Raw genomic sequence first — 20,916 nt, 5'->3', positions numbered from 1 at the left:
TATGTTAATATTGAAGTGTCGAGATATTGAACTAACTGGCAGATTAGTTGAAAAGGGGGTATCAAATGATTAAAAAAAGGTTGATGTTTTTTCTGTTGCTAATCATTTTCCTAACTTCTTGTTCAGAATCATATTCAGAAAGTTATAGGGGGATTTACACCGCGGAAAGTGAAAATTGGAAAGTTGTCTATGGGAGAGATAAAAATATGGTTGTCGAATACATTGGTAATGGACCGGTTCCCGAAAAAAAATAATTTTGTCTAAAGAACGAAACGGGACGGTGTTTACTAATCCGTTCTATTTGACAGATAAAGGTAAGGTTTCACTGCCTTATACTTTTAGTGAAATACCGACCAGTTATAAATTTACTATAGAGTGGGATGGACAGACCGAATTTTTGAACTTAAAAGAATTGTAAATGTGGGTAATCGACGCAATTTCTTCAACTAAAGGGTGCGTTAGTAGAATTAGAGGGATTACGATTCACAGCAAAAGAAGCTCGGATATCCAAGCTCCTTTTTATTGTGCTGATTTCAGTGTTAATTGTAGGGTTAATTTCTAAACAATAAAGGTGCTAATTTCACTTTATTTTTAGTGTTTTGCACTCCAAAACCAAACCCCTTACTTAACAATGTCCCTGCTCTTTATTAATCTCTTTCCCTGTTTTCATACATAGCAGAAAAGTATCCCAGAACGCTACCGAGGATTGCTCCTCCAAGAACCTCCAAAGGCTGGTGCCCAAGAAGTTCCTTCAATTCCTTGTCCCTTGCAACAAATTCGAAACTCGGAAATTCCCCGGATAAATCAGCAAACTTATCTTCAAGATCATTAACCAACTGCGCAATCTCCCCTGTATGCCGGCGGATTCCCTGCGCATCATACATGACAATAACACCGAAAATAGCTGCCAGCGCCGTTTCCGTATGACGAGAACCCTTATTTGCTGCGATGTAAGTTGCAAGTGCTGAAACGCCAGCTGAGTGTGAACTCGGCATCCCACCCGTGGTCGCCACTTGCTTTATATCCCATTTACCCGTTAATCGCTTATGTGTATAGATTTTAAGTGCCTGAGCGATTCCAATTGATGAGAGAGCTGTCACTACTCCTCTGTTCATCTTTTTCATTCCTAAACCCTCCAGTGCCAAACTATCTATAATTTGGTTACCCTTAATTGGAGAGTTTTATTCGAGAATGCTACTCTAAATTGAAAAAACAGGAACCAGTCGTCTTAGCTACTGGTTCCTGTTTAACTGTCACTCTTCTTTATCCCATTTTTCTTTTTTAGGTTTTGGATGAGGACCATGTGGTGGTACGTAACCATTTTCTTTCATTTTAGTCTGCCGTTCCTCCAAATGTGAAATAATCTTTTCACCTTTTTCTTTAGAAAAGACCCCATACTCCATGTATTTATTAATGATCTGTTTATGCTTTTCAAACAGGCCATTATATAAAACTTCCAGCTCACCCTGCTGCTCTTCGGTTAATTTTATATCCTGCTTTACTTCCTTTTCCTCTTGAGCGAGTGAAGAAACTGACCCGAAAATAAACACACTACAAAGGACTGCCGAAAAAGTTAAATAGATTAGGCGTTTCACACAACCACTTCCTTTCCGATATGTACGATTATTTTTCGATATAACGGAAGAATTATACAAAAATTCCTTCGTAAATTATCAGAGATACTAGTATGCTTTGCTTAGGAAAATGACAGCATTTAACCAACAGATTAAAATTGAAAATGCCAACTCAACTCGAGTTGGCATCACATTTTATAATGAAGGATTTTTTTCCTTTTCAAAAATTTTCTTAGATAGGTTATGAATAATATCTCCCCGGCTAATAATTCCGATCACCCTTCCAGCTCCATTCACGACAGGAAGCTTTTTGAAATGATGCTTGGAAATAAGCCGTAACGCACTTTCAAAATCTTCATCAGGCAACAAGGTTTTAATATGTTTTTTAACCATGATTTGTTCAACTGGTGTATTCATTTTCTCACGCAGTACATCTTCAATTCCCTCTGCCTCTTCTACATAAGAGATATAATAAGCCAAATAAATCTTTTCTTTATGTGGAGAAAGAAAGCGTACAACATCCCCATCAGACACTATACCAACCAGATTTCCTTTCTCATCTACAACGGGAACTCCCCCAACACGATGCGTCTCCAATAATGAGATAAGCTCTTTAACCGTGGTAGAAGGTGTAACTGTATATACATTATAGATCATAAAATCACGTACTTGCATGATCTTACATCTCCTTTCAGGGTAATATATTTAACCCCTATATTACTATTTTACTCCCATGGACAAATATGTTCAATGGGAAGTACAAGAATCGTCCCCTAGCTTTCATATAGAACATTCCATTGGATTGTCTAGTTAATATATGTTAAAGATAAAGATGTAATATTTGAGCAGTTTTAAGAATGAGCAATTAGCAGTGTGCTGCAAAATGGAGGAAAAAACAATGGAAGAAGCCGTTTCGTTAAGCGCTTTGAAAACCTTGGTAGAAAAGAAAGTGAAGAAAAAAATTCTTGTAAAAGTCATGTGGAATGACGTTGAGAAGATAACGTTGTTTATTACGCCAAAAATGAAAATCAATTCCTTTATATATGACGAAAAAGAAGGATATTTATTTTATGATAATGAAGGAAAGCTCATTGAGGAGGAAATTCCATATATTCTACAAGAAAAGGAATTAGTGGACGGAAAAGTGATACTTGGTAAGACAAAAGGCGGAAAACCGATGATTTATAACCGTATCTTATCAACCGAAGATATACTATTTTTACAAGAATACCAAAAAGCCTAAGTTTGGCCCTCTATACCAAACTCAGACCTTTCTTATTTACCAAAGTACTGTTTCTCCTTAAGTATTTCACTCAATAATCGCAACTGACCAATTCAGACTCCACTAGCACCTTAGGGTAAGCCGTCTTTACTTTCAATCCGATATCATAATTGAATTTATCTTCTACTGATTTCTTCATGAAAGATTGAATCATATCAAAGAGCAGATAATAATACATCATCGGTAACCACTCATCGAATATAATCTGTTAAATATAAATTAGGAAATAACGATGAAAACCGTCCGTTCGTCCCCCCATTTTTCTTCCAATTTATCCAAAGCGGCGTCAGTCAGCTCCTGCCAATGAATTATATTCACTCTCCTGACTCAATATCCCGTTTTCTAAAGCCAACAAACCCTATCACCATTAGCCCCATGGCCACGAGTGATAACAGAAACAGTGGCATAAATGTCACGTCCTCTAACGGGGCTTTGGGAACATAACCAAATGGAGAAATTTTGCCTACCCACTCTGAGAATTGAAACAGATTTCCCAAATACAATACGAAGAATGCATAGACCAGATATAACCAAATTAATTTAACCAATTTTGGCACAAACCCAATAAGCAACACAGTTATTCCAATCATGACCAGCATTGCCGGATAAAAAACCAACGCTGCCTTGTAAACCACTCCAAAGTCGAGCCCATCATCCATAACAGAAGCTCCGGCAGACCACAGACCCACTGCGCTGATGGAAATCATCACAAAACCATTTATAATTGAAAGAACCAGGTAGGATCCCAAGAGTTTTTCCCGGGAAACAGCCCTGCCCAACAAATGATCTAAACGACCCTTTTTCTCTTCGCCATGGAGTTTATTCATTGCCATAAGCGGAGGTACGGTTGCTATCAAAGCTATCACTGTCATCAAAGTTGGGATAAACTGTTCGACTACGGAAGCCCCTTCGGCTTGCACCAGCATTTTTTCGTACATTTCATTCCCACCAAAAAATGACTCCAAATCACCAAATATAGATCCATAGGAAGCCCCTAACACATATAAGCCAACTACCCACGCAATGAATCCTGTACGCTGCAAACGAAACGCCAGACCAAATGGACTTTGCAGTAAACGAGAGGCCTGACTTTTCCCAGGTTTAGATGCCAGGAATCCCTGTTCCAAATCTCGAATACTATTTAAGTAGTTTGCTAGCCCAAATAAGAGGATAGAACCAGCCAGCATTAATAGGATAGGTCCCCAATTGTTTGAGGAATACGCCTCTGCTTTTGTGACCCAGCCCAGTGGAGACAGCCACGATAATGATTGATTACTTACATCGGTTATTGCCCTAAAAAGATAAGCTATCAGCAGAACCGCGATTGACCATCCGATTGTGCCACGGGAACTTTCCGAGAGTTGAGCAAAGACCGCTGTAATCCCAGCGAATACAAGCCCCGTTCCACCTAGAGCAGCTCCATAAAGTAACGAACCTTCCAAATCCATACTTTCAATTCCCATTGCATATAGCCCCAAGCCTGTAATTAAGGCTAAGGCAATATTTGTGCCGCTTGTAACAAGTAATGTCGCATTTAAATACGAGAGACGGCCTGAAGGTAGCGAACGAATCATTTCAATCCGACCATCTTCTTCATCAGCCCTGGTATGACGTGTCACAAGTAATATGGCCATTAACCCAACAACCACCGCTGTCATAAGTAACATTTGGTGGCTTGTCATCGCACCAATCGTATAATTTTCCAGATCACCAGGCCCAAGCATTGCAGTCATAGCCGGATTTGTCATTGTTTCCGTGATTGTATCCCGGTCTTGTTGAGTAGCATATAAACTTTCAAAGGCAGGAGGCACTATTAGGGTAAAAAAAGTTAACCCTATCAGCCATAATGGCACTCTAAGCCTATCCAGACGAAGGATAAACCGTGATAATTTCCCTGTGTTAGCAAGTACATTTTGCGCCATTACCGGACACCTCCTGACTCAGCCCTTTCCGATCTCTCGTTGCCCTCATAATGACGCATAAATAAATCTTCCAGAGTTGGTGGGGCACTCTCCAATTTAACTATTCCATATTGACTAATATGTCGTATTACAGCATCCAGTTGCTCCGTATCGACCTGAAAAGTTACACCCTGGTCTGTGTCTTCGATGTCATGTACCCCTTCAAGTTCATTCAACGATTCAATGGATTGCTTCGTCTGCACGAGAAGGTGTGTACGAGTTAAGTGTCGGAGCTCATTTAAGGTTCCGGTCTCTATAATTTTACCTTGGCGAATAATCCCCACACGATCACACAACTTTTCAACCTCAGATAGGATATGGCTTGATAAAAGCACACTTTTCCCCTGATTTTTAACATTCATTACACATTCCTGGAAGACACGTTCCATCAGTGGGTCCAGTCCCGATGTTGGTTCATCGAGAATATACAAATCAGCGTCTGACGAAAAAGCCGCTACTAGTGCAACTTTTTGTCTGTTCCCTTTCGAATACGTACGGCATTTTTTGGTTGGGTCCAAATCAAATTTTTTAATCAGCTCTTCTCTTTTGCTTTTATTATTGCCACCACGCAATTTAACAAATAAATCGATAACTTCTCCGCCTGTTAAATTGGGCCATAAATTGACATCACCTGGTACATAGGCGAGACGTTTATGAATTTCAACCGCGTCATCCCATGCATCCTTACCAAAAAGTTTCGCCTCACCGTCCGTAGCCTTGAGAGCACCAAGCAACACACGAATTGTCGTTGATTTTCCAGCACCATTAGGACCAATAAACCCAAACACTTCCCCACGGTTAACCTCAAAATCAACTCCATCCAAAGCTGTGAACTTCCCGAACCTCTTCGTCAATTTACTTACCTCTAATACGCTCATCTGCCATCCCCCTATTTATAAAGACTTTGTCTCAGAATTTCTGAATAGTCCTCCCACTCTTTGAGATGAATCTCACCAACTTCTTCAAAAGAGGTTAGCTGCTTTCTTGCTTTTTCCCCAAAACCAAGCATCGTCCAGTTAATGATCTCAATCGCTTTCTCTACATCAATATCGTCACGAAACAGCGAATAGTCGATGTTCTCATATAGTTTCGCAAAGCCTTCTTCATAAACTGCATTCGTATAGTTGCTGATTTCATCCTTTACAACCTCTGATTCCTCCGCTATTTGAGACACCAGGAAATCAAAAACCTGTGGGAATTTTTTTTGAATCCCCAACTTAATTACCCCGATTTGGCCGATTCGTTTAAAAATATCCCGTTCGTTATAATCAATAAGTGGATAAATCTGATTGATAACCTCCACACTATACTCCATAATGCTTAAGTATAAATCCTTCTTATTTTCAAAGTAGTTAAATAATGATCCTTTCGAAATTTGTGCTTCTTTTACAATCTCGTTTGTGGAAGCCTTTTCAAATCCATTTTTAACAAATTCTTTTATTGCAGCATTTATGATCCGTTCTTGTTTCTCCGTTGGCAGACTCTTAAATTGTGAATTAATCTTGATTATCTCCTTTCTTGAAGTTCAAGTGACCAACATGGTCAAATCAAGCTTAACAAAATATGACTATATTGGTCAATAAGTGAATTTAACTTTCTCAGGATGGTATTCAGAAACTTTTTCAACGGGCCATTAGAATATAAAAAAATACAAGTTATCCGTGTGTTCGAGAATGAAATTATTCACACAAAAAGCAGCAGGCTCTAGGGCCTGCTGCTCACCATATATTCGAGAATGTTAGACTATTATCAAGTTTTCGGCTCGTATACCTTTCGGACTTCTCCTTTTTCATCCAGCAAGAAAATTTTTTCTTTTAGTTCTCTGCAACGTTCCTGTGCGTGCCTGCAAGCAAATTTCAAGCTGGTTCTAATGTGCTCTTCCTTCAAGGTTGACGACTTAAGCGTGTACGTTTTCACTTCTACCCATCTCTCCCTTGTTAAGTTTTAGAAGATAACCGAAGTCCGAAGTTACAATCCTACACCCTTATTCTTGCACGAGTTGATGATAATGTAAACGGATACACATAAAAGATTTTAGGAAAATATGAATCTCATACCATGTATTGTGATGAGACAGTATTCCACCCAGATAATCGATATTAATAAAACTTGGCATACGTGTAGGGATTCTCTAAAAGTGTTCGATGCTTTTTAGAGAATCCCTTTTAGATTGGAATGAATCTGTAGTAAAAGCTTACTTGGACTGGTCACTTTCTCCTAAATCTTGCAGTATTGCATAGACATCAGGAGCTGCTTTATTAATTTTTGCAGGTTTCCAATCCTGCTTAACCCACATATGGGTGGTGCTTCCTCTTGCAAGCAACTCACCTAACGGCTCTACTGTTTCTCCTTCGTTACTTTCTTGTAAAAACTCGTCCTCACTTATTTTTCTAGCTTCATAGGCAAACTCTAAGCGAACTGGTGAATAGTTCGCGACACTACTAAATATAGCGACACAGTCATCAAATTTAGCAGATTTTTTATAATCAACATTTACATTGATTACCGGGAGAAGCAGACCTAACGCTTCCATCTTATGATAAGACATCCCATATTCCCGCATCCACTCGGTCCGGCCAACTTCAAACCACGTTACATAATTACCATGGTGCGCAATACCCATTTGATCTGTATCTTTATACTGGACGCGCATATTTTTTTGATACCATTTTCCAGACATATTCTCGCCCCTCACTAAATCATGCTTCCCCAAAATAAGACTAACTCTTTTTGCTGGAAAGTTTTTCTTTTGCTATTTCCTCTAAACGGAATTTCTGTACCTTCCCCGTACTTGTCATAGGCCATTCAGACGCATCTATAAACCAGACATGCCGTGGGTTTTTAAAACGGGCCAGACGAGAAGAACACCAATCAATAATATCTCGTCTAGTACACGATTCTCCCTCTTTCAATTCGATAAAAGCGGCACCTATTTCTGTTGTCATTGAATCCGGTACACCGATTACATTAACCTGATTAACGGCAGGGTGCTGAGAAATTACGATTTCCACTTCACGAGGAGATACTAATTCTCCTGATACTTTGTACATTTCCTTACTTCTGCCAAGAAGCTGGATATAGCCGTTTTCATCAAGTCGGCCGACATCCCCGGTCCTCAGCCATCCATCTTTATCAATGACTTGGGCCGTTTCATCCGGTTTTTTATAATAACCATGCGTAACAGAAGCACCCCTTACGGCAAGTTCACCAACAGAACCGGCTGGCAGGTCTTTTCCAGTATCCCTGTCAATCGTCTTATACTGAACGGAGCTCCCATTAAATTCTGGTAGACCACTGGTACCACCAAGCTTAGGGCGGCCAACTCTAGTGGTTAAACGTTCAAGGGAATCGCCTATTTCTGTTGTTACACCAGATGATGCCACCTCGGTTTGCCCGTAACCGGTAATAACCTCGGTTAGACCCAATACATCGATAGCCTTTTCCCACACAGGTATTGGAGCCGGCGCTGCTCCACACCACATCGCGAATAGACTAGATATCTCAAATTCTGAAACACGTGGATGGTTCAATAATTGCACCAGCGTTGAAGGAACACAAAGATAATCATTTGCTTTATATTTCTCCATTAATTGTAATGATTGAAGCGGCGATGCCCCAAGTGCTGATATAAAAGAACCCCCAACATACGACATAGCAAATATCGCTTCAATGATTGCAAAACAATGATAAAACGGCAGTGGCGCAAACGTCACTCTTCCATCCTCAATCGCCCGGCTCACACATGTGCTATACGCACAACGAAGGAGCATGTCATCGGTAAGCATGACACCTTTAGGACTCCCTGTTGACCCGGAGGTATACATAATGATGGCAACTTCATCCGGATAGCGGGAATCATTCCAGCGTTGTTCCACTTCCTCATCTGAAATGGAGTGCGCCCCTTCGGTAAAATCAGTCCATGAAAGAAAACGGTCATCGATTACCTTTTCTTGGTCTGTAACACTGATAACCTGCTCCAATTGACTGTTTTCCTTTAAGTCTGGTTTATCGAGTAATTCTGAAACAGCGTCTCCATGATGCCTGTCTTTAACCGTTTCCTGCAAAATCAGGAACTGTGTATCTGACTGAGTGATAATATAATCAAGCTCATCTTTCGCAAGCATAGCATTAATCGGAATAAAGACCGCTCCAACAATGGAAGAGGCAATCATTAACGATGGATACGTGGAATCATTGTTCATTAAAACCGCAACATGATCCCGTCGTTTTACCCCAATCTTTATAAATGCTTTTGCATATTGAATTGCTTGTTCCCATACTTCTCCATATGTGAATTCCTCGCCATCGATATAAATATACGGACGGTCCTTATAGCTTGAACATGCTTTTGAGAAGTGTCTTGCTATCGTGTCCCGTGGCCACACTGGAAACCGATCCTCCAGTGCTTTTCTTCTTTCCGCTACACGTTGACTAAGCGTGGTTTGTTGTGTGTTAGTTGACATCGTATTCCTCCCTTTTATTATGTGACTATGGTTAGACAGGCCTGTGGAACCTTAATCCGTTAACAAGATAAAAAGTTTCCCAAAGTGAGGTGAGACGGAACCTGATTCCGCTAAATGCTCCATTTCAATCAAAAGTTGGGCTGAAATAGGCAAATAGCTTACTGAGGTTCCATTTACAGCCCCTAAATCACGGATTTATGGGAATTATCCAGCTACAACCGCCAAAGAAGCCTATACCTTCCTAAACGCTATGACTGCATTATGACCGCCAAAGCCGAACCCATTGGACAGCGCGATGTTTATGTCTCCTGTGACTGACTCATTTGGTACATAATCCAAGTTACATTCCGCATCCGGATTTTCAAGGTTAATTGTTGGCGGGAAAATATTATCTTCCAAGCTTTTTAAAGAAATGATTGCTTCGATCCCGCCTGCCGCTCCAAACATATGACCTGTCATGGACTTTGTGGAACTTACTTTTAAGCGATTTGCATGGTCACTGAAAACGTCCTTAATCGCTTTCGTCTCGGAAACATCACCTGTCGGAGTGCTTGTCCCGTGGGCATTTATATAATCCACTTCTTCTGGATTAACCTCAGCTCGTTCGATTGCCAGTTTCATAGCTTTTGCTGCCCCGCTCGGATCTGGCGTGGTAATATGATACGCATCGGTAGTGCTGCCGTACCCAACAATCTCACCTAGTATCGGAGCACCACGCCTTTTCGCATGTTCATATTCCTCCAGAAATAAAACCCCGGCCCCTTCTGACATGACAAAGCCATCCCGATCCGCATCAAATGGTCGTGATGCTTTTTCAGGTGTGTCATTTCGGGTGGACATGGCACGCATCTTTGAAAAGCCGGCAAAATAAAGTGGTGTAATAGTAGCCTCCGCTCCGCCTGCCAAAATTGCATCTGAATAACCATGGGCAATATTTATGTATGCTTCGCCAATCGCATGATTACTCGTTGCACAAGCTGATACAGGCGCAAAACTTGGCCCGCGAAATCCTGTCTTTATCGCTGTTAAACCAGATGCCATATTATTGATCATCGTTGGAATCAACATTGGAGACACTCGTTTCGTCCCTTTTTCCAGCATGGTCTCGTGATTACTTAATAGTGTCTGCAGTCCACCGGTTCCAGAGCCGATATAAACTCCGACTCGGTCCTTATCCACTGTTTCCATATCCAGTTTTGACTGTTCCAAAGCTTGAACCGCTGCAGCATACCCATACTGTGTAAACAAATCATACTTTTTTAATTCCTTCTTTTCGAGGTACCTTTCTCCGGAAAAGTCATCAATAGCACCGGCAATCTTTGTGTTAATATCCTCATATTCTTCCGATTCCAACCGTTTAATGCCGGATTTTCCATTTATAATATTTTTCCACATGGTTTCCACATCGTTTCCTAGTGGCGATACAACCCCTGTACCTGTAACAACAACCCTTCGTTTCAAAAAATCCACCTTCCATAATTAATCCAATATTTCCTATTAAAAAAATCTATATAATTCGCTTTGATAATATATTAGCAGGTTGACAGAAAACTTTAAATTTATACAGGTTGGATTGAAGTAAAAGTTCCAGATATTTTTCAAAACCGTGTACTATGGTCTATTAAATTCGGGTAAGCTTTTAGGGGAAATGACCGGTACGGACCTATGTGTGAAGAAAGGAGATGACGATACGATGAGCGACTTTTGTCCAAGCATATGGCCTGAAGAATTCCCACCTGACGATTGCGATAACTGTGATAAATGCGGTTTAGCCGAGCATGGATCCAGAATGATTTGGGGAGAGGGAAATTCTGATGCGCCGATAATGGTGGTTCTGGATAACCCGGGTGTTCGTGAAGATCGTGAAGGGAACCCATTTGTATGTGGTACCAGACAAACATTACAAGAAACGGTGAATTCTGTTGGCTTACAACCGGATGATCTGTATGTAACGTACATTTTAAAACGGAAACCTACTCGAAAATACTATAAACAAAAAACGCGTGAAATCTGTATGCGCCATCTCGAATACCAATTACAAAATAAGAATCCGAAATACATCATTTGTCTAGGAAATGTAGCGGTCCGATCTTTCTTTCAGGATGATGAAGCAGAAGTGAAAAACTTACGGGGCAAGATGTATGATGTCAAGGGTATTCAGACGACGGTAGCATATCATCCCCTGGCTGTAAGAAGGCGGCCTAACTTAAAGAAGTTATTTTTAGTAGAGGATTGGCAGTTTGTTGCTGACAAATTTAATGAAAATAGGCTATGTTAGATTTACAGGGTAAAAAAATTAGGGAACGTCCATTTCGGATGTTCCCTTTGTTATTCCATTAGCCCTAAATTACCAAAAGAGGATCAACTTTTGAAATGGTTCATAATGAAAACTGAATTAAATTCTTTAATCTCATTCTTTGTCTCTTCATTGTAACAAAAGCATTTTTGCATTCCTTTACCCTCACTTGTGTATTTACTTATTTAACATAAGGCACCGTTTTGGAAGAAGGATTTTCGTGTTTTTACCGTTTACCTATTTTAGTTCTTTTCTTTTTCTCCTAATTCTTTTACAAACGCATTGAGTTCTTTTTCATTGTTTGTTTTAAATAGAATACCTTTATCATCCGTAATGATATACGTCGGTGAATCGTCATATAACCCTAACAATTCTTTAGTATTTTTAACGTCACTCGCATGTGTCAATACCACTTTTTGAAATTGAATAATTTTAGTCGAATCTGGAGGGCTGTATTGTCCGCTTTCGTCAGTTTTAAAATTGTAAATATAAAGCCCATATTCCCCGTATCCTCCTTTGTTCACTGTCATTTCCTCCACGATTTCTTCTTTGGAATAGGGGACGACTGTTACCTGCTCTGTATCATAGGCGGGCAGTTTATCATGGTTATCAAAAAGAGTACCAATCGTAACCAATTCTTTTTCATAATCCCCTTTAATCTTAATGGATACTTTTTGTTCCATTTTTAAATCATTAAACGAATCGACCTCACCTTTTACCACTGTGTCTTCCTCTGCCTGCACTACAAACGCTTCAATGTTTTTTTCATTTTCGTCAAAATCCGCTGTTTCTCTTTGTTTTTCTGTCAATGTATCCCCTACATAGACTACTACTGTATTATTGTCATGGTTTACCGCGTATATTTTTCCTTCAACAGACACAGTCTGATTGTCTACACACCCTGTTAACAGCAAACCTATAACCATAATAATCCCAGGATTAAATCTCATAAGAAGCCCCTTATTTCTATTGAAGTTTTGCACCCGTTACTTTAAGAAGGAATCATCATTTGGTTTCACCCTTAGTGAACATCCCAATAATTAAAATGATAATACCTATAATGCCACCAATAAATTCAGTAATATATAAGTCTGAGTCTCGCACGAAACGAATAAGAAATCCTTCACCAAAAAATTATTGTCATTCCAATACAAAGAGATGTTTGCCAATACTTCATCATTTCACCCCTTTAAGTAGTATAATCGTTAATTAAACTCGTTAGTAACAAATCGGTATTGCCGTTGTTCCAGAAAAGCACCCATTTGTTTAAGTACATCTTTTCACAAACTATGTCTGATCGACCTACTATTCATGTGCATTCATCACTTTCATAAATAATGAAGAATCAACATTACCACCTGTAATGATACAAAGTACATTTTTTTCGGAAATATCAGTCACTTGGTTCTGTAATAAGGCTGCAATCGTTACAGCACTAGAACCTTCAATCATACAACGATGATTTGTCGCCATCCACTTCATCGCATGTGCAATGCTTTTCTCACTAACTAATATACTGCTATCTACTCTTGAAAAAGCTAGTTGTAAAGGGGCTTCATGAATGCCACCATAAATCCCATCAGCGATTGAAGCTTGATAAGTTACATCAACCATTTTTCCAGATATGAATGATTCGTGCCACGCTGGTGAAGCCTCGCTTTGTACCCCGATTACTTGCACATCAGGATTAATAGCTTTTGCAACAGTAGCAATCCCATTTAGAAGTCCACCACCACCGACTGGTACTAAAATGACATCAAAATCGGGCTTTTCAAGCATAGCCTCTAAACCAATCGTACCTTGACCGGCCATTGTAACAGCATCATCAAATGCATGAATAAACGTTCTACCCGTATCCTTTGCTAGTTGCTCCGCATATTCTTCTGCCTTATCATAGGTAGCACCATACTGTACAATTTCTCCACCAAATTTTTGAATGCCACTTATTTTAGCTTGGGCTGTATTTTCTGGAACGACTACAAGTGCAGAAGTATCAAATAAAGAAGCTGCATAGGAAACCGCTTGTGCATGGTTACCAGAGGAGGCTGTGATGACTCCTTTACTTTTGTCCTGATTTTTTAATGTTGAAATTTTACTGAGTGCACCTCTTGCTTTAAAAGAACCCGTCTTTTGGAGATTTTCTAATTTAAAATAAACATTTAAAGATAGTTGACCATACAAGCTATCCGAAAAAACTAAAGGCGTTTCGACAATATGATTTTTAATTCGATTTTTAGCCTGAATAATGTCATAAATAAATAATTCCATTAAATAAAACCTCATTTCTTTTTTTGAGTATGTACCTTTTACTCGCAAATCACTACTATCTTACTTATAAAAAATCTAAAATGCATAGTTATGTGGTCTTATAATGATACGTATAAGGGCACTTAAATAAACATTGATTAATGATTACCTTCAGAGAGATTTTTATATAATGAAAATCTATACACATTTATAATTTCACAAATTTGATTTACAGTAATATTTCCTTCTTTAATCTATTGAACTAAACTGCCCATGAGTTTAATAACATAACCTTCTAAAGTGTCCATTTAATAAGTAACCCTGCGTGGGCTAAGCCACCACCAAATCCATATAATAAAGCTTTTTCACTATTTTGGAGTTTTTTTCGGAAAGGCCTTTATCTAATGACAATGGTATTGTCGCAGACGAGGTATTTCCATAATCCACAAGGCTATATAGTGTTTTATCAATAGGATAATCACTTTTTTCACATATAGACTCAATCATCCTCAAATTGGCACTATGTGGGACAAACCAATCAACATCATTTAATGAAATAGAAGCATTTGCCATTACACTTTTCATCCCTTTTGGAACAGTAGAAACAGCCCATTTATAAACCTCCCGCCCATTTTGTACAATCTTATTACTATCGACTAACTCTTCTTCAAACATATGATGTGAAAGATTTGAACAATATAAATTTTTCCCTTTTTCTCCATCCGAACCTATATAAGAAGATAAAAAGCTTGGGTTTTCATCATCAAATTCTACAAGAACAGCCCCTCCACCATCACCGAACAAAATGCAAGTCGTTCTGTCCTCATAATCCGTAATTTTAGATAGTGTTTCTGCCCCAATAACAAGAATTTTTTTATTAAAACCAGAAGTTATCAGTCCATTGGCAATATGCAAGCCATAAGTGAAACCTGCACAGGCCGCATTTAAATCAATTGCACCAGAATTCCTTATGCCTAACTTTGCTTGAACAATAGAAGCTACACTTGGAGTTTTAAAATCAGGAGTCAATGTACAAACAATAATCATATCAACATCTTTCACAATTTTATCAAAACGTTCCATTAAATTTTTTACAGCCTTATAACTGATGTCGCTTGTAAACTCATCTTCATTTGCTATCCTTCGTTCTTTAATACCAGTACGTTGGACAATACATTCGTCATCCGTTTCAACCATTTTTTCTAACTCTAGATTTGTTAGTCTTCTTTTAGGCACATAAGAGCCTATTGCCGTAATTCGAGCTTTTGATTTGGACATAAACATTCACCTCCTACTAATTAAATTATTCTATTTTATATTTTACCACTTACTATTAAGACTTGGTGCTAATTTTAAAGCAAAAAAATTTTTTTAAAAATAGATGTCTTTAAGTTAAATATGTTCTTACCTTAAGATAGTCTTTAATTACAAGGCGTTTTCTTATTAAACAATCCTATCAGTTAGTTAAATAATCAAGAAGAGCTATCAAAGCGATAGCTCCTCGTTCCACTCTAGCACCCGTTACTTAAAAACCAACTAATCTTTTAAATTTTTCATTAGCTCATTTAAATCCTGATTTACTTCATCTGCCTTTTCTTCTAATTGTCTTTGTCGTTTACTTATTGAAAACACTTCTATCGTATTAACTAAAATAAAAATGAAAAAAATTAAACTTATAATCCATGCAGCATTATCCACTATACCCCCCTTGAAAAATACCTTATTCAACAAAACTGCCACTCAATATTCAACAGGAGCTGCCGACAACTCCTTATTCAACTAAAGCCCCCGTTAATGAAAGAAGATTATTTATAATGAAATACTCATAGTAATTGTCCTGTTTTTAAAGCCCAGACTTTCATATATCTTAATTGCTTGATTTCCATCAAATACGCTTAAACGAATTTCGGAGTATCCTTCTTGTTTCAATTGTTTAACGCCTGTTTTAATCAATTGTTTTGAAATACCTTTACCTCTGTATTCCTCTAAAACAAATAATTCATAAATAAATCCGAGTGCCTTATCTGAAAACTGGTCTTTGCTTCCTCCTATAAGAATCCAACCCGTTATTACATTGTTTTCAATTGATATTAAATAATAACTCCCCTTCTTTAAAAGAGGTTCTATCAGTTGTTTTGCTTTTTCAATCGTTGGTTCTGCTTCACCTAAAGTTCCCTCAAATATCGCTTGTGGAGAAAGTGCTAATATCTTTTCAATTTCTACCTCATTTGGTTTTCTTATGTCCATTTTCAACTCAACCCTTCCAATAACTTTTAGAATATTACACATATATTCAATACACTTTTATGTAAATATGGGATTCCTTTTTCAACATTACTGCCCCGTTCGTTTAAGTACAATTATTCACAATCATATTATGACTTTAACATAATTATCCCCTTTTCTTTATTTTGTATGGAGAAATTGCAATGTAATTGGAGAGCGTTTTAGTAACCGAATTATACAGGTGACAATAGCTATTGTCATCTTGCTAAAACACCTGCTAATCAGGATGTTAATTTGTTATCATTTCGTGTATAAACATTGTTAAATCAATAAAAAAAGCAGTCCAATTATATGTTAATTGGACTGCTAAAAGGTTTGTTGTTTATGTTTATATTATGTACTCCAAAACCGAACCCGTTAGCTTTATCTCAACCTGGTTACAGAATGGAGTCGAATAATTCTACTTGAAGATTTTCAGGACCATTTTTTAAATGATATATCTCCAAGTTCCAAGCCGTATAGGAACGTGTATGCCCTTTTTCTTCAATCCACTTATGTAATTGGGCATAGCTATTTCTTATTAGGTGAATTGGCTCGGTGTGTAAAACGGCAGCATATTTTTGCGGAGGAATTGTCAAAGTCGTCATACTTTCTGGTATGTTTCCATATTCGCTAACTTGAACGCCGATCCAATAACCATCCTTCTCAGATATCGTTTCTTCTACTACAAAAGCCCCTATCTGTTGATTCGGGTTTAAAATATGCTCAATTTCTTCCTTTCTTTCTTCTAGTTCCTTTGCTGCTTTTGGTATTTCTTCAATGTACTTTTCATCTTCACAAATTACCCTAAACCCTACTATCTTTAGTTCACCTAATTCTTTTACAGATTTTTCACTGATAACTCCCTGATCCACGTGCTCACTCCTCGTAAATGAGTTTCTATATAATTGTTTCTTCATCATATGTGAAATTCCTTCTTATTTATTTAGGAAAAAGTGTATTTCTTTCCCCCTTTTTGACAGAACTTATGCTTTCGGAGGTCTTGGAACGAAAGCACAAATACTAACTTTTTGCAATAACCCTGCTTACCAACAAGCGAATAATTTGTCATGAATTCGTCCAAATGTCGAATTCTTTTTGACTTCTTTTTGGAGATTTTGTGACACATTTCACAAGTGGGTATCCTTTAAAGCAAATTGGTATTACTATATTTCTAGGAAGTTATTAATTAACCAATATATTTCTGATATATAGAAGGGAGCACTAGTATGAAGTTTAAAAAGGCTTTCTTACTTTTGGTTTTCACTATTACCACAGTGCTTACAGGATGTGAACCACTAACAGTCCTTAATCCAAAAGGGCCCCAGGCTGCACGGCAAGCTCACGATATTCTGTTATCAATTGGAATTATGTCGTTTATCGTGTTGGTTGTTTTCGCCATTTTCATTTACATGTTAATTAAGTATCGAGCATCAAATCAAAGTGAAGATTATGAACCGCCACACATTGAAGGAAATAAATGGGTTGAACTTATTTGTGTCGGGATTCCTGTTCTCATAGTTGCTTATCTATCGGTTGTATCTGTACAAAGCAACTATATTGTAGAGTCCGAGGTTGAGGCATATGAGGAGAAGGAACCGTTAGTAATTTATGCTTCTTCATCAAACTGGAAGTGGCACTTCAGTTACCCGGAACAAAATATTGAAACGGTTAACTACCTGTACCTTCCAACAGATCGGCCACTCGAATTTAAGCTCTATTCTTTTGGACCGATCACAAGTTTTTGGATTCCACAGCTTGGCGGGCAAAAATACGCCATGGCTGATATGGTGACAACCTTGCACTTAGCCGCTTCTGAGCCAGGTGAAATGATAGGAAAGAATGCGAACTTCAGTGGTAAAGGTACGGCCGAAAATAAGTTTAATGTAACAGCAATGTCCCAGAAAGAATTTGATGAATGGGTAAAAGAAGTCAAAGATACAGCAAAACCGTTAACTGAGAAGAAATTTACCGAGTTACTAAAACCAGGGCACCTTGGACAGATGACTTTCAAAGGTACCCACTTAGGATTCAGTCCTCCTCCAGCACACAAGCATAGTGAAACCGAGGAGCAGACAAAGGAACACAAAGAACACACAGATTCACAAACAGAAAAGGATATGTCCGATCATCAAAATCATGAGTAAATAAATAACCCTGTGTAGCGCTCTGTAAATACACTGCGCTTTTCACAGCTTGTTATGCGCAGTCTTCTCTACCAAAGACAACAACAACTTTATTCAAAACCTAACGTTAAAATAGATCTCTCGAAAGGAGTTTAAAGGATGGAATTCTTTGAACGATTTGCCGTACCCCATCCAAGTCTGGCAATCTACGCTTCAATGGTCGCAATTGGCCTTACCGTGATTGCTGTTATCGCAGGGTTAACCTATTTCAAAAAATGGGGATACCTCTGGCGTGAATGGTTGACTACCGTTGACCATAAACGCATCGGTATTATGTACATGCTTTCTGCTCTACTAATGTTATTCCGTGGTGGAGTGGATGCTATCATGATACGTGCCCAACTGTCCATGCCAGAAAATCAGCTGCTGGATTCCCAGCACTATAACGAAATCTTTTCCACACACGGAGTAATCATGCTTCTTTTCATGGCGATGCCGTTTATCTTCGCCTTCATGAACTACGTGGTTCCATTACAAATTGGTGCCCGTGATGTGGCATTTCCGAGATTAAACGCATTGAGCTTCTGGCTGTTCTTCTTTGGAGCAATGCTGTTTAATGTTTCTTTCATCATCGGTGGATCACCGGATGCCGGTTGGACTTCCTATTTCCCACTTGCTGGGAACGAATTTAGCGAGTCTGTCGGAACAAATTATTATATGATCGCCATTCAAATATCCGGTTTGGGATCGTTGATGACCGGTATCAACATGCTTACAACCATATTCAAAATGCGGGCACCTGGCATGACATTGATGAAAATGCCAATGTTCACGTGGTCCGTGTTAGTTACAAACCTTATTATCGTTACGGTGTTCCCTGTTTTGACTGTTGCACTTGCGATGGGAACCATGGACAGATTATTTGGAACTCACTTTTTCGCGTCGACCAATGGCGGTATGGATATGCTCTGGGCCAACCTGTTTTGGGTTTGGGGTCACCCGGAAGTTTATATCCTTATCCTTCCTGCATTTGGGATATACAGTGAAATTATATCAACATTTTCTGGTCGAAATCTTTATGGCTATAAATCTATGGTTGCTTCCATGGTTATTATTTCCGGCCTTTCTTGTATGGTTTGGGCGCACCACTTCTTCACCATGGGTCAGGGAGCACTTGCAAACAGCTTTTTCTCCATTACAACAATGGCAATCGCTGTTCCGACAGGTGTAAAGATTTTTAACTGGCTATTTACGTTATGGAAAGGGAAAATTCGTTTTACTGTGCCAATGTTGTATTCTCTAGGCTTTATTCCGCTGTTCGTAATCGGCGGTATGACGGGTGTTATGCTTGCGATGTCGGCCGCCGACTATCAGTACCATAACACCATGTTCCTGGTAGCACACTTCCATAATACGATTATTCCTGGCGTGGTGTTTGCCATGCTTGCAGGTCTTACGTATTACTGGCCAAAAATGTTTGGCTTCATGTTAAATGAGCGAATTGGAAAATGGTCATTCTGGACGCTTTCCATCGGATTCTGCTTGGCATTTTTCCCGATGTATATTACAGGACTAGACGGTCAGCTGCGTCGTATGTACACCTATTCAGAAGCAACCGGTTATGGGCCATTAAACATGCTTTCATTTTTCGGTGCAGGAATTATGGCAATCAGCTTTGCTTTAATTGTTTATAACGTATATTACAGTATTCGTTATTCACCAAGAAACATTAGTGCAGACCCATGGGATGCGCGCTCACTTGAATGGGCAACCCACTCACCTGTTCCAGAGTACAACTTTGCGGTTGAGCCACAAGTTGCTTCAAGTGAAGCGTTCTGGGACGCGAAGAAACGTGGGCATTACCTCTTCCCTGGCAAATTGGATAAAATTCATATGCCAAACAATAGTGGTGCACCATTTATTATGAGTGCAATATTCTTTGTATGGGGATTCTCGCTGGTCTTCTCAATGTGGATTCCAGCTATCATCTCAACGTTAGCGATATTTGCATTTATGGCTTACCGTTCGTTTGAAAAAGATCATGGCCGGCATATTTCGGTGAAAGAAATAGAAGAAACTGAAACAAAACTGCGAGGTGCTAACTAATGAAAACAGATAACTCGCTACCAATGGAATACAGTACAAAACAAAATGATTTAAATATATTCGGTTTTTGGGTTTTCATTGCTGCTGAAATCATGCTGTTTGCGACTCTGTTCACCTCCTATTTCGCACTAGAGAATAGGGTCGGGAGCGGTCCGAGCGGCGCCGAAATCTTTGAAATTATTCCTGTTTTAATGGAAACAATCATTCTGCTGACAAGTAGTTTTACAATTGGGCTTGGTGTGCACGCAATGCGTATCGGGCGAATTAAAGCAATGAAAACATTTTTCGTAATTACCCTTCTTCTCGGACTCGCTTTCCTGGGTCTGGAGATTGAGGAATTCATGTTGTATATTCACGAGGGTGCAACATTGCAGACAAGTGCATTCACCGCGATTCTTATGACAACGCTTGGAACGCACGGGGCTCACGTTACCTTTGGTTTATTCTGGGGCGCAGCCATTCTTATACAAATCAAAAAACGTGGTCTGACTCCGGAAACAGCGAATAAGTCATTTATCTTCTCGTTGTATTGGCACTTCCTGGATGTTGTCTGGATCTTTATCTTCAGCTTCATCTATCTGAAAGGACTGATGTAA

At 38.9% G+C, this 20,916-nt stretch carries 20 protein-coding genes and 3 pseudogenes; 5 read left to right on the top strand and 18 right to left on the bottom strand.

The features are described 5' to 3' along the window. Window positions 1-647: 647 nt before the first annotated feature. The 3 genes from ACFO3D_RS17970 to ACFO3D_RS17960 all read right to left on the bottom strand — a co-directional run bounded on the left by ACFO3D_RS17970 (window position 648) and on the right by ACFO3D_RS17960 (window position 2,249). Window positions 648-1,124, bottom strand: a complete 477-nt coding sequence (locus tag ACFO3D_RS17970) for a divergent PAP2 family protein (protein WP_390299437.1) — start codon at window positions 1,122-1,124, stop codon at window positions 648-650. A gap of 129 nt (window positions 1,125-1,253) precedes the next feature. Then, a complete protein-coding gene (locus ACFO3D_RS17965; protein ID WP_390299434.1) occupies window positions 1,254-1,595 on the bottom strand; it encodes a DUF2680 domain-containing protein in 342 nt (113 codons plus the stop codon). Window positions 1,596-1,769: 174 nt separating this feature from the next. After that, window positions 1,770-2,249: a CBS domain-containing protein gene (locus tag ACFO3D_RS17960; RefSeq protein ID WP_390299432.1), complete on the bottom strand. Its 480-nt coding sequence runs from the start codon at window positions 2,247-2,249 to the stop codon at window positions 1,770-1,772. A gap of 223 nt (window positions 2,250-2,472) precedes the next feature. Between ACFO3D_RS17960 and ACFO3D_RS17955 the strand changes: the two genes are divergently transcribed. Next, window positions 2,473-2,817: a hypothetical protein gene (locus tag ACFO3D_RS17955; RefSeq protein ID WP_390299429.1), complete on the top strand. Its 345-nt coding sequence runs from the start codon at window positions 2,473-2,475 to the stop codon at window positions 2,815-2,817. A gap of 70 nt (window positions 2,818-2,887) precedes the next feature. On the opposite strand, the gene ACFO3D_RS17950 is transcribed toward ACFO3D_RS17955, so the two are convergent. From ACFO3D_RS17950 to fabF, 8 genes and pseudogenes are all read right to left on the bottom strand, one after another. Then, window positions 2,888-3,037, bottom strand: a complete 150-nt coding sequence (locus tag ACFO3D_RS17950) for a hypothetical protein (RefSeq protein WP_390299425.1) — start codon at window positions 3,035-3,037, stop codon at window positions 2,888-2,890. A 133-nt stretch (window positions 3,038-3,170) separates the two neighbouring features. Continuing rightward, window positions 3,171-4,778 carry an ABC transporter permease gene (locus ACFO3D_RS17945; RefSeq protein WP_390299422.1) on the bottom strand — a complete coding sequence of 536 codons (1,608 nt, stop codon included), beginning with the start codon at window positions 4,776-4,778 and terminating at the stop codon, window positions 3,171-3,173. After that, a complete protein-coding gene (locus ACFO3D_RS17940) occupies window positions 4,778-5,695 on the bottom strand; it encodes an ABC transporter ATP-binding protein (RefSeq protein WP_390299419.1) in 918 nt (305 codons plus the stop codon). Before ACFO3D_RS17940 ends, ACFO3D_RS17945 begins: the two co-directional genes overlap by 1 nt. Before the next feature lie 11 nt (window positions 5,696-5,706). Beyond that, entirely contained in the window at window positions 5,707-6,120 is a 414-nt protein-coding gene (locus ACFO3D_RS17935) for a hypothetical protein (RefSeq protein ID WP_390299416.1), read from the bottom strand. A 27-nt stretch (window positions 6,121-6,147) separates the two neighbouring features. Next, window positions 6,148-6,270: pseudogene (locus ACFO3D_RS17930) on the bottom strand (TetR/AcrR family transcriptional regulator); the annotation flags it as partial. A gap of 741 nt (window positions 6,271-7,011) precedes the next feature. Continuing rightward, window positions 7,012-7,497 (bottom strand): acyl-CoA thioesterase, encoded by a 486-nt coding sequence (locus ACFO3D_RS17925; RefSeq protein WP_390299413.1) that lies wholly within the window; start codon window positions 7,495-7,497, stop codon window positions 7,012-7,014. A 40-nt stretch (window positions 7,498-7,537) separates the two neighbouring features. Next, a complete protein-coding gene (locus ACFO3D_RS17920; protein WP_390299411.1) occupies window positions 7,538-9,280 on the bottom strand; it encodes a class I adenylate-forming enzyme family protein in 1,743 nt (580 codons plus the stop codon). Between the two features lie 231 nt (window positions 9,281-9,511). Continuing rightward, complete coding sequence (gene fabF, locus ACFO3D_RS17915; protein WP_390299408.1) at window positions 9,512-10,741, bottom strand: beta-ketoacyl-ACP synthase II; 1,230 nt, start codon at window positions 10,739-10,741, stop codon at window positions 9,512-9,514. 232 nt (window positions 10,742-10,973) lie between these two features. Between fabF and ACFO3D_RS17910 the strand changes: the two genes are divergently transcribed. Next, window positions 10,974-11,558, top strand: coding sequence for a uracil-DNA glycosylase (locus ACFO3D_RS17910; RefSeq protein WP_390299405.1), 585 nt, complete (start codon window positions 10,974-10,976; stop codon window positions 11,556-11,558). Window positions 11,559-11,818: 260 nt separating this feature from the next. Here ACFO3D_RS17910 and ACFO3D_RS17905 read toward each other — a convergent pair whose 3' ends face one another. The 7 genes and pseudogenes from ACFO3D_RS17905 to ACFO3D_RS17875 all read right to left on the bottom strand — a co-directional run bounded on the left by ACFO3D_RS17905 (window position 11,819) and on the right by ACFO3D_RS17875 (window position 16,963). After that, window positions 11,819-12,526, bottom strand: a complete 708-nt coding sequence (locus ACFO3D_RS17905; protein WP_390299402.1) for a hypothetical protein — start codon at window positions 12,524-12,526, stop codon at window positions 11,819-11,821. 355 nt (window positions 12,527-12,881) lie between these two features. Beyond that, window positions 12,882-13,844: a threonine ammonia-lyase gene (locus ACFO3D_RS17900; protein ID WP_390299399.1), complete on the bottom strand. Its 963-nt coding sequence runs from the start codon at window positions 13,842-13,844 to the stop codon at window positions 12,882-12,884. Window positions 13,845-13,981: 137 nt separating this feature from the next. Beyond that, window positions 13,982-14,074: pseudogene (locus ACFO3D_RS17895) on the bottom strand (recombinase family protein); the annotation flags it as partial. 44 nt (window positions 14,075-14,118) lie between these two features. Then, a pseudogene (locus ACFO3D_RS17890) lies at window positions 14,119-15,101 on the bottom strand (beta-ketoacyl-ACP synthase 3). 258 nt (window positions 15,102-15,359) lie between these two features. Beyond that, entirely contained in the window at window positions 15,360-15,521 is a 162-nt protein-coding gene (locus ACFO3D_RS17885) for a hypothetical protein (RefSeq protein WP_390299396.1), read from the bottom strand. A gap of 111 nt (window positions 15,522-15,632) precedes the next feature. Further along, window positions 15,633-16,070 (bottom strand): GNAT family N-acetyltransferase, encoded by a 438-nt coding sequence (locus tag ACFO3D_RS17880; protein WP_390299393.1) that lies wholly within the window; start codon window positions 16,068-16,070, stop codon window positions 15,633-15,635. A 416-nt stretch (window positions 16,071-16,486) separates the two neighbouring features. Continuing rightward, window positions 16,487-16,963, bottom strand: a complete 477-nt coding sequence (locus tag ACFO3D_RS17875; RefSeq protein WP_390299390.1) for a GyrI-like domain-containing protein — start codon at window positions 16,961-16,963, stop codon at window positions 16,487-16,489. A gap of 354 nt (window positions 16,964-17,317) precedes the next feature. On the opposite strand from ACFO3D_RS17875, the gene qoxA reads away from it, so the two are divergent. The 3 genes from qoxA to qoxC all read left to right on the top strand — a co-directional run bounded on the left by qoxA (window position 17,318) and on the right by qoxC (window position 20,916). Then, entirely contained in the window at window positions 17,318-18,235 is a 918-nt protein-coding gene (gene qoxA / locus ACFO3D_RS17870; protein WP_390299388.1) for a cytochrome aa3 quinol oxidase subunit II, read from the top strand. A gap of 138 nt (window positions 18,236-18,373) precedes the next feature. After that, window positions 18,374-20,320, top strand: coding sequence for a cytochrome aa3 quinol oxidase subunit I (gene qoxB, locus ACFO3D_RS17865; RefSeq protein ID WP_390299385.1), 1,947 nt, complete (start codon window positions 18,374-18,376; stop codon window positions 20,318-20,320). Then, on the top strand, window positions 20,320-20,916 hold the full coding sequence (gene qoxC, locus ACFO3D_RS17860) for a cytochrome aa3 quinol oxidase subunit III (protein ID WP_390299382.1): 597 nt from the start codon (window positions 20,320-20,322) through the stop codon (window positions 20,914-20,916). Before qoxB ends, qoxC begins: the two co-directional genes overlap by 1 nt.

Source organism: Virgibacillus kekensis, from assembly GCF_042654125.1.
Lineage (GTDB): Bacteria > Bacillota > Bacilli > Bacillales > Amphibacillaceae > Lentibacillus > Lentibacillus kekensis.
This window is presented reverse-complemented; position numbering and strand designations above follow the sequence as displayed.

Bases quoted from the DNA above. Each gene is read 5' to 3' on its own strand.
- ACFO3D_RS17960 (WP_390299432.1), bottom strand. From the start codon at position 2,249: ATGCAAGTACGTGATTTTATGATCTATAATGTATATACAGTTACACCT.
- ACFO3D_RS17945 (WP_390299422.1), bottom strand. From the start codon at position 4,778: ATGGCGCAAAATGTACTTGCTAACACAGGGAAATTATCACGGTTTATC.
- ACFO3D_RS17940 (WP_390299419.1), bottom strand. From the start codon at position 5,695: ATGAGCGTATTAGAGGTAAGTAAATTGACGAAGAGGTTCGGGAAGTTC.
- qoxC (WP_390299382.1), top strand. From the start codon at position 20,320: ATGAAAACAGATAACTCGCTACCAATGGAATACAGTACAAAACAAAAT.
- ACFO3D_RS17910 (WP_390299405.1), top strand. From the start codon at position 10,974: ATGAGCGACTTTTGTCCAAGCATATGGCCTGAAGAATTCCCACCTGAC.
- ACFO3D_RS17880 (WP_390299393.1), bottom strand. From the start codon at position 16,070: ATGGACATAAGAAAACCAAATGAGGTAGAAATTGAAAAGATATTAGCA.
- qoxA (WP_390299388.1), top strand. From the start codon at position 17,318: ATGAAGTTTAAAAAGGCTTTCTTACTTTTGGTTTTCACTATTACCACA.
- ACFO3D_RS17920 (WP_390299411.1), bottom strand. From the start codon at position 9,280: ATGTCAACTAACACACAACAAACCACGCTTAGTCAACGTGTAGCGGAA.
- ACFO3D_RS17905 (WP_390299402.1), bottom strand. From the start codon at position 12,526: ATGAGATTTAATCCTGGGATTATTATGGTTATAGGTTTGCTGTTAACA.
- qoxB (WP_390299385.1), top strand. From the start codon at position 18,374: ATGGAATTCTTTGAACGATTTGCCGTACCCCATCCAAGTCTGGCAATC.
- ACFO3D_RS17950 (WP_390299425.1), bottom strand. From the start codon at position 3,037: ATGATGTATTATTATCTGCTCTTTGATATGATTCAATCTTTCATGAAG.
- ACFO3D_RS17970 (WP_390299437.1), bottom strand. From the start codon at position 1,124: ATGAAAAAGATGAACAGAGGAGTAGTGACAGCTCTCTCATCAATTGGA.
- ACFO3D_RS17925 (WP_390299413.1), bottom strand. From the start codon at position 7,497: ATGTCTGGAAAATGGTATCAAAAAAATATGCGCGTCCAGTATAAAGAT.
- ACFO3D_RS17955 (WP_390299429.1), top strand. From the start codon at position 2,473: ATGGAAGAAGCCGTTTCGTTAAGCGCTTTGAAAACCTTGGTAGAAAAG.
- ACFO3D_RS17900 (WP_390299399.1), bottom strand. From the start codon at position 13,844: ATGGAATTATTTATTTATGACATTATTCAGGCTAAAAATCGAATTAAA.